Source organism: Micrococcus sp. KT16 (assembly GCF_003315015.1).
Classification (GTDB): Bacteria; Actinomycetota; Actinomycetes; order Actinomycetales; family Micrococcaceae; genus Micrococcus; species Micrococcus luteus.
This window is the reverse complement of sequence record NZ_QNRG01000015.1, coordinates 1-12,240: the sequence shown is the minus strand read 5'-3', so window position 1 is coordinate 12,240 and position 12,240 is coordinate 1. Positions and strand designations below refer to the sequence as shown.

Genomic DNA, 12,240 nt, shown 5'->3' with positions numbered 1-12,240 from the left:
CAATGACGTGACGTATTCAAAGGGAGGACTCCAGCAAAGGTGAGGCTCACCTATGCTGACCGGATGACGAGCTCCTCCGTCCTCCCCCCGCCTGCCGCCCGTCCCTCGCGTGTCGAGGCCCTGCAGATGAAGGCCTACCGCGGGCTCGCGGCCCTCGGCCAGGCGATGCCCGTTGACCGCGACGAGTATCCGCAGTGGACCATGACGGTCCGCGCCACGTGGCTGCTCGCCCCCCGGCTGCGTCGTCTCACGTTCGCCGCGGAGGAGTTCCGCACGTTCACCCCGCAGGGCTGCGACGAGTACTTCGGGCTGCTCACCCCGCCCCCGGGGCGGGCGCTCGTGATGCCCGATCCCGCGGCGCTCAATGCGCGGCGAGCGGTCGGGCGGATCCCCGAGGACGTGCGGCCGGATCTGCGGTGGTACACGGTCGCCGAGCACCGGCCCTCCGTCGGTGAGATCGACGTCGACGTCGTCGTGCACGACCATGCGGGCCCCGCCGGCACGTGGGCGCGCACCGCACGTCCGGGCGACGTCGCCGGCTTCCGCACCGGGACGGGCGCCTATCGTCTGCCGGCGGCGGGGGAGTCGCACCTCGTGGTGGGGGACGAGACCGCAGTCCCGAGCATCGCCGCCGCCCTTGCCGCGCAGCGTCGCACGCCGCGCGGGGGCCGGATGGACGTCGTCCTGGAGGTGCCCGGCCGTGACCACGTCCCCGCCCTCGAGGTCCCGGAGGGCGCCACGCTCACGGTCCTGCACCGCGGAGACGCCGTGCCGGGCGCCCTGCTCACGCCGCACCTCGAGGACCTCCCCGCCGCGCCCCGCGACCACGTGTGGGCGTGCGGCGAGCAGTCGCTCGCGACGGCGGCGCGGCGGGTGATCGTCCGCCGCGGCATCGCACCGAAGCGCGCGATCATGTTCAGCGGCTACTGGCGGGTGGACGGCCCGCGGCTCTGATCCCGTCCGATGGTCGGCGTCCGTGCTCCGAGCACGAGGCCGACCGCACGCCCCGGAACGACGAAGGGCCCCTCCGCCAGGAGGGGCCCTTCGCGTGGGAGCGGATGACGAGATTCGAACTCGCGACCTCCACCTTGGCAAGGTGGCGCTCTAGCCAACTGAGCTACATCCGCCTGAGTCGATCCTCACGGATCGTCTCCGTGCGCGATACTGGGTTCGAACCAGTGACCTCTTCCGTGTCAGGGAAGCGCGCTACCGCTGCGCCAATCGCGCTCGTCCACCTCCGAAGAGGTGGTGAACATGCCGCCACTCCCGGTCGGAGAAGCCTGCGAGGTCGGGACGGGATTCGAACCCGCGTATACGGCTTTGCAGGCCGCTGCCTCGCCTCTCGGCCACCCGACCAGGGGTGAAGGTTGAGCGAGCGGATGACGAGATTCGAACTCGCGACCTCCACCTTGGCAAGGTGGCGCTCTAGCCAACTGAGCTACATCCGCGTGTCGGTGCCGCCGGGATCCGCTCGTCCGAGCCGCTCACCTGCGTTTTCCAACGAGAAAGAACTCTAGGCCATCTCCGCCCGGATGCAAAATCGGCGTCGGCAGGCGTGTCGGGCCACCCCGTCGGGGGTCCGCGGACCCTGCCAGAATGGCTGACCATGACCCAGCCACGCCTCGCGCATCAGACCCCCCACGGACGCATGTACGCGCGCTCCCTCTCGGGCCTGCCCGAGGTCCCGTCCATCACCACCGTGATCGGCATGGAGAAGACGGACCTGGACGGCTGGGTCGGGTGGATGGCGGCCCAGTCCGTGACCCAGGATCCGCGCCTGGCGGAATCCGTGGGCTCCGCGGCGCGCCTGAAGCAGGTGGCCCGCCAGTCCGCCGACGCCGCCGCCCGCTACCGGGACGCCGCGGCCGAGCGCGGGGACCGCGTGCACGACTACGCCGAGCAGGTGGCCCAGCGCGCCCTCGGCCGCCCCCACACCATGGCGGAGGCCCGGGCCCGGCTGATCGAGCACGGCGAGGGCGCCTACGCGGACCGCTTCGACGAGTGGTGGGACCTCTACGACGTCCGGCCGATCGCGGCCGAAATCACCGTCTGGAACCACACGGTGGGCTACGCGGGCACGCTGGACCTCGTCGCCCGAATCGGCGGCCGGCTGTGCCTGATCGACTACAAGACGAAGGGCACGGGGCGGGACGGACGGGTCAAGGCGCTCGACCCCAAGGTGGTCATGCAGTTGACCGCCGGCCTGAAGGCGGAGGAGTCCCTCGTGGATCCCGAGGCCGGCACCTGGGAGGAGTGGCGGCACGGGCAGGCCGAGATGCTGCTCGGCGTCGCCCTGGGGGAGACCGAGGTCGCCGTGCACCAGGCCAACCCGGGCGTGCTGCCCCGCCACTGGCACAAGTTCTGGGCCCTGCGCCAGGTCTGGAAGCACGCGCAGGCCGTGGACGACGCCGGCCCCGCGCTCCGTGTCATCGGCCCGCCTCCGCCGTCGGTCCCGGTGTCGGCGGCCACCGGTCTGCAGGCCGTGCGCGCCGCGGCGTTCGGCGGCGGCTCCCACGCCGCCCCGGCCGTGGCGCCCGACGGGTCGTCGTCGCGCCCGGCGTCTGCCGAGGGCGGCGATAGGGTGACGGCGTGACCGTCCTGCCCGTCCGCACCATCCCCGACCCCGTCCTGCGCACCGCCGCGTCGCCCGTGCCCGCGGGTGCGGACGTGCGCGCCCTCGTGGCGGACATGATCGAGACGATGCACGCCGTCGGGGGCGTGGGCCTGGCCGCGCCCCAGGTGGGCGTGGGTCTGCGGGTCTTCGTGTTCGACGTCGCCGGCGTCGCCGGGCACGTGGTCAATCCCGTGCTCGAGACCGCCGGGCAGGCGCTGCGGGAGCCGGGCGAGGGGTGTCTGTCCGTGCCCGGGCTGCGCTACCACCCGGCGCGCGCCGCGGAGGCCGTCGTCCGCGGCACCGACGTGGACGGGAACCCGGTGGAGCACCGGGGGACCGGCCTGCTCGCCCGCTGCCTCCAGCACGAGACCGACCACCTCGACGGGATCCTCTACGTCGACCGCCTCGACGGCGAGGAACGCCGTGAGGCCCGCCGCCGCATGCGCGCCGGCGAGGTGGACCGCGCCGCTCGTCGCATCGGGGCCGCGCGCGCGGCCGCCGTCAGCTCGGTCTTCGGCGCCCCCGCCGTCCCCGCCGCCGGAACAGGAGCCGCCCGATGACCGCCCCGACGCCCCTGCGCGTGCTCTACGCCGGCACGCCCGAGACCGCCGTGCCCGTGCTGCGCGCCCTGCTCGACTCGCCCCACGAGGTCGTCGGCGTGCTCACCCGGCCGGACGCCCCGGTCGGGCGCCGGCGGGTGCTGACCCCGTCGCCGGTCGCGGTCGTGGCCGAGGAGGCCCGCCTGCCCGTGCTCAAGGCCGACCGACTCCGCGGACCCGAGGGCGCCGATGCCCTCCAGGCGATCCGCGCCCTCGAGGCGGACGTGGCCGTCGTCGTCGCCTACGGGGCGCTCGTGCCCGCCGAGGCCCTGCAGACCCCCCGCCACGGCTGGCTCAACCTGCACTTCTCCGCGCTGCCGGCCTACCGCGGCGCCGCCCCCGTCCAGCGCGCCGTGATGGCAGGGGAGACCGAGATCGCCGCCGACGTGTTCCAGCTCGAAGAGGGCCTGGACACCGGGCCCGTCTTCGCCCGGCTCACCCGCCCCGTCGCGGCCGACGAGACCGCCGGGGCCGTGCTCACCGACCTCGCCGAGCGCGGCGGCCCGCTCGTGATCGACGTGCTCGACCGCCTGGCGGACGGCACCGCGACCGCCACGCCCCAGCGCGGCGAACCCACCCACGCGCCGAAGCTCACGGCCGCAGACGGCCTGGTGGACCCCGCCCGCCCGGCGGCCGAGGTGGCCGCCCGGATCAACGGCGTCACCCCCGAGCCCGGCGCCTGGGGCTGGCTGACCGCGGACGACGGCGCCGCCCCGGCCCGCTTCAAGATCGACGGCGTCGCCCCGGTCCGCCCCGGCGACGACGGCTGGCCCACCGCACTCGACGCCGCGGCTCCCGGACAGATCCTGGTGGCCGCGAAGGCTGCCTGGCTGCGCACTACCGACGGGGCCGTCCGGCTCTCCCGCGTCCAGCCGGCGGGCAGGAAGCTGATGCCGGCCGCCGACTGGGCGCGCGGCGCCGCCCCCGGGGCCGCGCTGCTGGCCGGGGAGGCGCTCGCCCACCACGAAGACCAGGCCCGCCAGGAGGCCGCCGCCCGGGCGGCGGCACGCCAGGCCGCGCGGAACGCCACGGCACAGGACGAGGAGGCACGCGCATGAGCCGCGAGAGACAGCCAGGACAGGGCCGGGGCGAGCGAGGGGCCCGCGGGGAACGCGGCCGCGCACCCCGGCCGGACGCCCAGGACCGCCGCGACGCGCAGGGGCGCACCCGCAACCGGGGTCGCTCCGGCGCCGGACGGAAGTACTCGGCGCAGGCGCCGTCACAGCGCTCCCGCACCGCCGACCCGGCGCGCCGCGTCGCGTTCGGGGTGGTCCGCTCCGTCCATGCCGAGGACGCGTACGCGAACCTGGTCCTCCCGGCGCGCATCCGCCAGGCCCGCCTCGACCGGCGCGACGCAGGCTTCGCCACCGAACTCGCCTATGGCACCCTACGTGGGCTCGGCCTGTACGACGCGATCCTGACCCGCTGCGTGGACCGCCCGCTCGAGAAGATCGACCCACCCGTGCTCGACGCCCTGCGGCTCGGCGCCCACCAGCTGCTGGGCATGCGTGTGCCCGCCCACGCCGCCCTCGACGCCACCGTCTCCCTCGTGCGCGCCGAGATCGGGGCCGGTGCCTCCGGGTTCGTGAACGCGGTGCTGCGTCGGGTCGCCGAACGCCCCCTCGAGGAGTGGCTGGCCGACGTCGCCCCCGCCGACGGCGGCGACGCCGCCCTGGCCGTCCGCGCCTCGCACCCGGTGTGGATCGTCCGCGCGCTGCGCCAGGCCCTGGCCGCCCACCGCGGCACCCGCCACACCGCCGACCGCGACGCCGAGCTGGCCGCCCTGCTCGAGGCGGACAACGCCCCGCCCGTGGTCAACCTCGTCGCCCTGCCCGTGGCCGGCGGGGCCGAGGCGCTCGCCGCGGCCCTCGACGACGGCGCCGAACCCGGGCCGCTGGCCCCGGACTCCGCCCTGCACTCCGGCGGCGACGCCGGCCGCCTGCCCGGGGTGCGCGAGGGCGTGCTCCGCGTCCAGGACGCCGGCTCCCAGCTCACCGCCCGCGCCCTGGCCCAGGCACCCGTCCCCGCGGCCGAAGGGCGGGCCGAGCGCTGGCTCGACCTGTGCGCCGGCCCCGGCGGCAAGGCGGCCCTGCTGGCCGCCCTCGCCGCCGAGCGGGGGGCGACGCTCGTGGCCAACGAGGTCGCCCCGCACCGCGCCGACCTCGTCCGGCAGGCACTCGCCGCCGTGCCCGCCGGCGCCTGGACCGTCCGGACCGGGGACGGCCGCACGATCGCCGACGCCCCCGAGGCGGCCCCGGCGTTCGACCGCGTCCTCGTGGACGCCCCCTGCACCGGCCTCGGTGCGCTGCGCCGCCGACCCGAGTCGCGCTGGCGCCGCACCCCGGCCGACCTCGCCGAGCTCACCGGCCTGCAGGCCGAGCTGCTCGACGCGGCGGTCGCCGTCCTGGCCCCCGGCGGGGTGCTCGCCTACGTGACCTGCTCCCCGCACGTCGCGGAGACCGTCGTCCAGGTCCAGGACCTCGTGCGCCGCCACCCCGAGCTGGAGCTGCTCGACGCCCGCACCGCCCTCGACGCCGTCGCGCTCGACGACCTGCGCCTGGACGAGGCCGAACCCGCCGGCGCGCCGGAGCCGGGAGACGTGGTCGCCCGCACGGCCCAGCTCTGGCCGCACCGGCACGGCACCGACGCCATGTTCCTGGCCCTGCTGCGCGCCCCCGGCGCCTGACCGAGAGGACCCGACCATGACTGCCCGCCCCCCGCGCCTGCACCCCTCGATCCTGTCCGCGGACTTCGCCCGCCTCGCCGACGACCTGGCCCGCATCCCCAGCGCGGACGCGGTGCACGTGGACGTCATGGACAACCACTTCGTCCCGAACCTCACCCTCGGCCTGCCCGTGGTCGAGGCGATCCGCCGCGCCACGGACCTGCCGCTGGACCTCCACCTGATGATCGAGGACGCCGACCGCTGGGCGCCCGGCTACGCGGAGGCGGGGGCCGAGTCCGTGACCTTCCACGCCGAGGCCTCGGCGGCGCCCGTCCGACTGGCCCGCGAGCTGCGCGCGGCCGGAGCGAAGGCCGGCATGGCGCTGCGGCCGGCGACCGCGGTCGAGCCCTACCTGGACATGCTCCCGGAGCTGGACATGCTCCTGCTGATGACCGTGGAGCCCGGCTTCGGGGGGCAGGCGTTCCTCGACGTCGTGCTGCCGAAGATCCGCCGGGCCCGCCGCGCCCTCGACGGCGGGCCCGCCCCGCTGGCCCTCCAGGTCGACGGCGGCGTGAACCGGGAGACCATCGAACGCGCGGCCGAGGCCGGGGCCGACGTGTTCGTGGCCGGCTCCGCGGTGTTCGGCGCCGAGGACCCCGACGCCGCGCTCGCCGGCCTGCGCACCGCCGCCGCCCGCGCCTGCCACTGAGCCCGGCGACGCCGTCGCCCGCCCGCCGCGCCGGACGTCGCCCGGCGTCGTCCGGCGACGTCCGGCATGCGCGGCCGGCCGGGCGTGCGATACTGCTGGACAGCAACGTGCTCCGAGATGCGGTGGAAGTCCGCACCGGCGGTGACAGCCCGCTAACCGCGCGGCCCGTCCTCATCCGAGGCGGTGCCGAGCGGCCTGACCGGTGGAATTCCGGTGCCGACCGTACAGTCGGGATGGGAGAGGCACGCGACGGAGCCGTTCCGCGCCCTGCGCGGGAGGGCTGCGGAGCGCACCCCTCGGAGTCCCGATCCGAGGAGGTGGCGTCACGGTCATGGACTGGCTGGTGGACGCGTTCAACTGGACCGTCCCGGTCGCCGGCGGCGGCCTGCTCATGCGCGAGGTGCTGGGCAACGTCTTCGGCCTCGCCTCCGCCCTGGGCGGCATGGCGCGCAGGGTCTGGGCCTGGCCCGTGGGCATCCTCGGCAACCTCATCCTGCTGACGGTCTTCCTCGCCTCCCTGTTCACGGGGGCCGATCACGCCACCCTGCTCGGTCAGGCCGGCCGACAGGTCATGTTCATCGCCGTCTCCGTCTACGGCTGGGTGCGCTGGCGTCAGGCCCGTCGGGGCCACGCCGAGGACGCTCCCGCCATCACCCCGGAGTGGGCCGGCTGGCGCGGGCGCGTGTTCCTCGTGACGGCCATGGCGGTCGGCACCGTCGCCCTCACCCCCGTGTTCCGCGCGCTGGGTTCGTGGGAGCCGGTGTGGGCGGACGCCTGGACGTTCGTGGGATCGCTGCTGGCGACCTACGGCATGGCGCGCGGCTGGGTGGAGTTCTGGCTGATCTGGGTGGCCGTGGACGTCGTCGGCGTGCCCCTGCTGTGGAGCACCGGCTACTACGCCTCGGCCGTCATGTACGCCTTCTACGGCGCCTTCACCCTGATCGGCTTCTTCGTGTGGCTGCGCGCCACAGACCGGGACAAGCCCGCCGTGGAGACGCTGCTGCCGGACGGCCCCGAGGGGGACGTCGCCCGATGAACGCCGCCGAGACCCCGTCCGCCGACCCCATGGACCTCGCCGTCGGCGCCGCGCTGCGCGGCGTGCGCGGCGCCAACCCCCTCGTCGGGGCCGTCCTGACCGACGCGGCCGGCCGCATCCTGGCCGTCGGGCACCACCGCGGACGGGGGACCGCCCACGCCGAGGTCGACGCCCTGACCCGCTGGCGGGCCGCCCGCGCCGCGGATCCGGCCCTGGCCACCCTCGACCCCGCCGGCCTGACGCTGCACGTCACCCTCGAGCCCTGTGACCACACCGGCAGCACCGGCCCCTGCTCGCAGGCCGTCCTGGACGCGGGGATCGGCGCACTGCGCTACGCCGTCGCGGACCCCACCGGTCACGACGGCGGCGGCGCGGCCCGCCTCGCCGCGCACGGGGTGCACGTCACCGGCCCCACCGGCGAGGCGGCCGCCCTCGCGCTCACCGCCCGCTGGCGCGAGGTCCGCGACGCGGGCCGCCCGTGGGTGACCGGACACCTCGCCCAGTCCCTCGACGGCCACGCCGCGGCCGCCGACGGCACGAGCCAGTGGATCACCGGCCCGGACTCCCGCGTCCACGCCCACGAGGTGCGCTCCCGCGTCGACGCCATCGTCGTCGGCACGGGGACCGTCCTGGCCGACGACCCCCGCCTCACCGCCCGTGACGCCGCCGGCGCCGAACTCGCGCACCAGCCCGTGCCCGTCGTCCAGGGTCACCGGCCCGTGCCCGACGGCGCCGCCCTGCGCGCCCACCCGGTCCTGCTGCACGTGCCGGACCACGATCCGCACGCCGTCCTCGCCGCGCTCGCCGCCCATCCCGGGCCCTGGCCCCACGGCCGCCGTGCCGAGCACGTGCTCATCGAGGGCGGGCCCCGCGTGCTCGGCGCGTGGCTGCGCGCCGGCCTCGTGGACGAGCTCATGGTCTACACCGCGCCCCTGCTGCTCGGCCCGGGCCGCGCCGCCGTCGCCGGCCTGGACGTCGCCACGCTGTCCGAGGGACCGCGCTGGCATCCCGACCCCGCGGAGGGCGGCCCCGCCCGTGCCCTCGGCGTCGACGTCTGGACCCACCTGAGCCCGGTGCCGGCCCCGCGCCTGCCCACCGCCCCCGCCCCGACCCGTTTCCAGGAGGACTGAGTGTTCACCGGCATCGTCACCCATCTCGGCACCGTCGTCGCCCTCGAGCACGACGCGGCCGCCGACACCGCCCTGCTGACCCTCGACGCCGGCGGCGCCCTCGACGGGCTGCCCGCCGGCGGCTCGCTCGCCGTCGACGGCGTGTGCCTCACGGCCCTCGACGGACCCACGGAGCGCCCCGGCGTGTTCCGTGCAGACCTCATGGGCCAGACGCTGCGGATGACCAGCCTCGGCGACCGCGCCCCGGGGGACCGGGTCAACCTCGAGCGCTGCCTGCGCCCCACCGACCACCTGGACGGGCACGTGGTCCAGGGCCACGTGGACGGGACCGGCGAGGTCCTCGCGGTCACCCCGCACGGGGCCTGGACCACCCTGCGCATCGGCCTGCCCGCCCGCCTGGCCCGCTACGTCCCCGCGCAGGGGGCCATCGCCCTGCAGGGCGTCTCCCTCACCGTCACCGCCGTCTCCGACCCGGGCGCGGCCGCGCACTGGTTCGAGGTCGGCATCATCCCGGCCACACTCGAGGCCACCACCCTGGGCGCCCTGCGGCCGGGCGACCGCGTCAACCTCGAGACCGACGTGCTCGCCCGGTACGCCGAGCGCCTCGCGCTCATCCCCTCCGCCCCCGCCGCACCCACCGAGGAGGCCCGCCCGTGAGCGAGCACATCCGTCTGGACCCCGTCCCCGTGGCGATCGCCGCGATCGCCGCCGGCCGGCCCGTCGTCGTCGTGGACGACGCCGACCGCGAGAACGAGGGCGACCTGATCTACGCGGCCGCCCTGGCCACGGACGAGGTCACCGCCTTCACCGTCCGCCACACCTCGGGCGTCATCTGCGCGCCCCTGCCGGCCGGCCTGGCCGACCGCCTGGCCCTGCCGCCCATGACCACCGTCAACGAGGACCCCAAGGGCACCGCCTACACCGTGAGCGTGGATGCCGCCGCCGGCGTCACCACCGGCATCTCCGCCGCCGACCGCACCCGCACCCTCCGCCTGCTCGCCGACCCCGGTGCCGCCCCCGGCGACCTGACCCGGCCCGGTCATGTGTTCCCCCTGCGCGCCGTCCCCGGCGGCGTCCGGGCCCGCCGCGGCCACACCGAGGCCGGCGTCGAGCTGTGCCGCCTGGCCGGCGTCGCGCCCGTGGCCGCCATCGCCGAGCTCGTCCACGACGACGGCACCATGATGCGCCTGCCCGCCCTGCGGGAGTTCTCGGACGAGCACGGCCTCGTGCTGATCTCCATCGAGGACCTCGTGGCCCACCTGGAGGAGACGACGCCGGCCCTGACCGCCGTCCCCGCCGAGGCCACCCTGCCGACCCGGCACGGCCTGTTCCGCGTGAGCGTGCACGTGGACGCCGAGACCGGGGCCGAGCACCTGCTGCTCGTGGCGGGGGAGACCGACTCGGAGCGTCCCCTCACCGTCCGCGTGCACTCGGAGTGCCTCACCGGCGACGTCCTCGGCTCCCTGCGCTGCGACTGCGGCCCCCAGCTCGAGGACGCCCTCGCCCGCGCGGCGGCCGAGGGCGGCGCCGTCCTCTACCTCCGGGGCCACGAAGGACGCGGCATCGGCCTGGCCAACAAGATCCGCGCCTACCGGCTCCAGGAGGAGGGGATGGACACCGTCGAGGCCAACCTCGCCCTCGGTCTGCCCGCCGAGGCGCGCGACTGGGCCGGGGCCGCCGCCGTCCTCACGGCCGCCGGCCATCGGCGCATCCGCCTCGTCACCAACAACCCCGCGAAGGTCGCGGGGCTGCGGGCGGCCGGCATCGACGTCGTCGAGCGTGTCCCGGCCCCCACGCCTGTCACCGAGCACAACGTGGTCTACCTGCGCACCAAGCGGGACCGCATGGCCCACGCCCTGGCGGACCGCGTGCTCGAACCGCCGACGGCCACCGGCGGCCCCGCCACGCCGGCCGATGACCCGACCACCGACCCGACCCACCCCACCCACCAGGAGGACACCCCATGAGCGGCGCCGGAGCCCCGACCTTCACCCCCGACCCCGCCGCTGCGAGCGGCCTGAACGTGGCGATCGTCGCCGCCCAGTGGCACACGGAGATCATGGACGGGCTGATCGCCGGGGCGCAGGCCGCCGCGGCCGACCTGGGCCTGGAGCCCGTGCTCGTGCGCGTGCCCGGCACCGTCGAGCTCACCGTCGCTGCGGCGCGGCTGGCGGAGCGCTTCGACGTCGTCGTGGTCCTCGGCGTCGTGGTGCGCGGGGACACCCCGCACTTCGACTACGTGTGCCAGTCCGTGACCCAGGGCGTGACGGAGGTCTCGGTGCGCACCGGCGTTCCCGTGGGCTTCGGCGTGCTCACCGTGGACACCGACCAGCAGGCCCGCGACCGGGCGGGCCTGCCCGGATCCCGAGAGGACAAGGGACGCGAGGCCCTCGAGGCGGCCGTCCTCACCGAGCTCGCGCTGCGCTCGGTCACGCCACGGGACTGAGGGTGGCCGGGCGGGGCTGCCTGCTGGGTCGGCTGCTCTCGACGTGGACCCTGTCCCCGGGGCCGGTGGGGTGATCGCAGGCCGGTCAACCGGGCCCGTCCGGAACGCCGGCAGCCCCGCGCCGTCATGGATGGGGTCGGCCGGAGGGCGCGGGGACCCGACGATAGAGGCGGAGACGCGAAGCCCCCGCCCTTCGTCTCGCTCGCGGCATCCACAGCTCGTCGTCCACTGCCCCGACCGTCAGGGCGGGCCGTTGACCCCCAACGCGTTCACCGCCGCAGACGGGTGATCTATGCGGCCCGCCCCGCCTCGGACGACTGCGTCGGGGTGCACGGAGCCTGCCGCAGCGTGGCCGCGTTCAAACAGTCCATGGCCCTGCTGGGAGCTGCGCGAGACCGGGCTGCTGCTCACCCCCCTGGTGCCGGCCCGCTCCATCGTCCCCGGTGCACGTCTGGCCTGCGACTGGCTGGGCCACTATGAGAAGCGCGAACCCGTCGCCTCCGCCTACGCCGACCTGGCCGGCCTCATCTTCGAAAGGATCACCGCATGAACGAGAAGCAGCTTGAGCCCGACCTGAGTCTGCGAGCACAGCGACGCAAGCCCACCCCGGCCCCCCAGACCCCGGCTCCCGGAGCGGTGATCCCCGCAGAACCGGCAACGACCTCGGACCCGGCCGGTGGGTATGCGCCCCTGGCGCGGCGTGGGGCGCCGACCGTGGCCCTGAACGTGCGAGTGCCCGAAGCGATCCGCGACGCGGTGCGTCGAGAGGCCGCCACGAACCCGGCAACGCCCAGCCAGGCCGCGGTCATCGAAGCCCTAGGGCATGTCTGACAATCGTTTGGACCATGCGATCACAGCATTCAGCACCACAGCGGACCGGTAGACGATCGCGTACTTGTCATACCGGGTCGCCAGACCCCGCCACTGCTTCAGGTGCGCGTACTGACGCTCGATGACGTTGCGGCCCTTGTAGGCGGCCGCGTCGAGGCCAATGGGGCGCCCGCCGCGGGCACCGCGCCGTCTGCGGTGGCCCTGCTGGTC

General features: G+C 75.8%; 14 protein-coding genes, 4 tRNA genes and 1 riboswitch. Of the genes, 13 read left to right on the top strand and 5 right to left on the bottom strand.

Annotation, left to right across the window (positions count from 1 at the left end):
- Positions 1-63: 63 nt before the first annotated feature.
- The gene (locus DE149_RS10200; RefSeq protein WP_049147987.1) at positions 64-954 is read left to right on the top strand and encodes a siderophore-interacting protein; all 891 of its coding nucleotides are present in this window, start codon (positions 64-66) and stop codon (positions 952-954) included.
- A 99-nt stretch (positions 955-1,053) separates the two neighbouring features.
- Here DE149_RS10200 and DE149_RS10195 read toward each other — a convergent pair.
- The 4 genes from DE149_RS10195 to DE149_RS10180 all read right to left on the bottom strand — a co-directional run bounded on the left by DE149_RS10195 (position 1,054) and on the right by DE149_RS10180 (position 1,448).
- Positions 1,054-1,127: transfer RNA gene (locus tag DE149_RS10195), tRNA-Gly, on the bottom strand.
- Between the two features lie 28 nt (positions 1,128-1,155).
- Positions 1,156-1,227 (bottom strand) — tRNA-Val (locus DE149_RS10190).
- A 58-nt stretch (positions 1,228-1,285) separates the two neighbouring features.
- Positions 1,286-1,356: transfer RNA gene (locus DE149_RS10185), tRNA-Cys, on the bottom strand.
- 18 nt (positions 1,357-1,374) lie between these two features.
- Positions 1,375-1,448, bottom strand: a tRNA-Gly gene (locus tag DE149_RS10180).
- 158 nt (positions 1,449-1,606) lie between these two features.
- On the opposite strand from DE149_RS10180, the gene DE149_RS10175 reads away from it, so the two are divergent.
- From DE149_RS10175 to DE149_RS10120, 12 genes are all read left to right on the top strand, one after another.
- The gene (locus tag DE149_RS10175) at positions 1,607-2,593 is read left to right on the top strand and encodes a cytochrome (RefSeq protein WP_061873217.1); all 987 of its coding nucleotides are present in this window, start codon (positions 1,607-1,609) and stop codon (positions 2,591-2,593) included.
- The gene (gene def / locus DE149_RS10170; protein ID WP_063189634.1) at positions 2,590-3,174 is read left to right on the top strand and encodes a peptide deformylase; all 585 of its coding nucleotides are present in this window, start codon (positions 2,590-2,592) and stop codon (positions 3,172-3,174) included. Before DE149_RS10175 ends, def begins: the two co-directional genes overlap by 4 nt.
- Positions 3,171-4,271: a methionyl-tRNA formyltransferase gene (locus DE149_RS10165; RefSeq protein WP_069941968.1), complete on the top strand. Its 1,101-nt coding sequence runs from the start codon at positions 3,171-3,173 to the stop codon at positions 4,269-4,271. The genes def and DE149_RS10165 overlap by 4 nt, the downstream gene beginning before the upstream one ends.
- Entirely contained in the window at positions 4,268-5,899 is a 1,632-nt protein-coding gene (locus tag DE149_RS10160) for an RsmB/NOP family class I SAM-dependent RNA methyltransferase (protein WP_113914429.1), read from the top strand. Before DE149_RS10165 ends, DE149_RS10160 begins: the two co-directional genes overlap by 4 nt.
- A gap of 16 nt (positions 5,900-5,915) precedes the next feature.
- Complete coding sequence (gene rpe / locus DE149_RS10155) at positions 5,916-6,587, top strand: ribulose-phosphate 3-epimerase (RefSeq protein WP_069941987.1); 672 nt, start codon at positions 5,916-5,918, stop codon at positions 6,585-6,587.
- A gap of 104 nt (positions 6,588-6,691) precedes the next feature.
- A riboswitch (FMN riboswitch) is annotated at positions 6,692-6,836 on the top strand.
- A gap of 82 nt (positions 6,837-6,918) precedes the next feature.
- Entirely contained in the window at positions 6,919-7,623 is a 705-nt protein-coding gene (gene pnuC / locus DE149_RS10150) for a nicotinamide riboside transporter PnuC (RefSeq protein WP_069941988.1), read from the top strand.
- The gene (ribD, locus tag DE149_RS10145) at positions 7,620-8,753 is read left to right on the top strand and encodes a bifunctional diaminohydroxyphosphoribosylaminopyrimidine deaminase/5-amino-6-(5-phosphoribosylamino)uracil reductase RibD (RefSeq protein WP_069941989.1); all 1,134 of its coding nucleotides are present in this window, start codon (positions 7,620-7,622) and stop codon (positions 8,751-8,753) included. Before pnuC ends, ribD begins: the two co-directional genes overlap by 4 nt.
- A complete protein-coding gene (locus tag DE149_RS10140; protein WP_069941990.1) occupies positions 8,754-9,410 on the top strand; it encodes a riboflavin synthase in 657 nt (218 codons plus the stop codon).
- On the top strand, positions 9,407-10,720 hold the full coding sequence (locus DE149_RS10135) for a bifunctional 3,4-dihydroxy-2-butanone-4-phosphate synthase/GTP cyclohydrolase II (protein WP_069941991.1): 1,314 nt from the start codon (positions 9,407-9,409) through the stop codon (positions 10,718-10,720). Before DE149_RS10140 ends, DE149_RS10135 begins: the two co-directional genes overlap by 4 nt.
- The gene (ribH, locus tag DE149_RS10130) at positions 10,717-11,199 is read left to right on the top strand and encodes a 6,7-dimethyl-8-ribityllumazine synthase (RefSeq protein WP_036383758.1); all 483 of its coding nucleotides are present in this window, start codon (positions 10,717-10,719) and stop codon (positions 11,197-11,199) included. The genes DE149_RS10135 and ribH overlap by 4 nt, the downstream gene beginning before the upstream one ends.
- 418 nt (positions 11,200-11,617) lie before the next feature.
- Entirely contained in the window at positions 11,618-11,749 is a 132-nt protein-coding gene (locus DE149_RS11900; RefSeq protein ID WP_020624531.1) for a hypothetical protein, read from the top strand.
- Positions 11,746-12,030 (top strand): hypothetical protein, encoded by a 285-nt coding sequence (locus DE149_RS10120; protein WP_080696003.1) that lies wholly within the window; start codon positions 11,746-11,748, stop codon positions 12,028-12,030. The genes DE149_RS11900 and DE149_RS10120 overlap by 4 nt, the downstream gene beginning before the upstream one ends.
- Here the strand turns inward: DE149_RS10120 and DE149_RS10115 are convergent.
- Positions 12,016-12,240, bottom strand: a 225-nt coding sequence (locus tag DE149_RS10115; RefSeq protein WP_147084475.1) for a transposase, incomplete at its 5' end; no start/stop codon positions are given. The genes DE149_RS10120 and DE149_RS10115 overlap by 15 nt on opposite strands.

What these genes read in the sequence shown, in the direction of transcription:
- rpe (WP_069941987.1), top strand. Translation starts at nt 5,916, where the DNA reads ATGACTGCCCGCCCCCCGCGCCTGCACCCCTCGATCCTGTCCGCGGAC.
- DE149_RS10165 (WP_069941968.1), top strand. Translation starts at nt 3,171, where the DNA reads ATGACCGCCCCGACGCCCCTGCGCGTGCTCTACGCCGGCACGCCCGAG.
- DE149_RS10120 (WP_080696003.1), top strand. Translation starts at nt 11,746, where the DNA reads ATGAACGAGAAGCAGCTTGAGCCCGACCTGAGTCTGCGAGCACAGCGA.
- DE149_RS10200 (WP_049147987.1), top strand. Translation starts at nt 64, where the DNA reads ATGACGAGCTCCTCCGTCCTCCCCCCGCCTGCCGCCCGTCCCTCGCGT.
- DE149_RS10175 (WP_061873217.1), top strand. Translation starts at nt 1,607, where the DNA reads ATGACCCAGCCACGCCTCGCGCATCAGACCCCCCACGGACGCATGTAC.
- pnuC (WP_069941988.1), top strand. Translation starts at nt 6,919, where the DNA reads ATGGACTGGCTGGTGGACGCGTTCAACTGGACCGTCCCGGTCGCCGGC.
- ribH (WP_036383758.1), top strand. Translation starts at nt 10,717, where the DNA reads ATGAGCGGCGCCGGAGCCCCGACCTTCACCCCCGACCCCGCCGCTGCG.
- ribD (WP_069941989.1), top strand. Translation starts at nt 7,620, where the DNA reads ATGAACGCCGCCGAGACCCCGTCCGCCGACCCCATGGACCTCGCCGTC.
- DE149_RS10160 (WP_113914429.1), top strand. Translation starts at nt 4,268, where the DNA reads ATGAGCCGCGAGAGACAGCCAGGACAGGGCCGGGGCGAGCGAGGGGCC.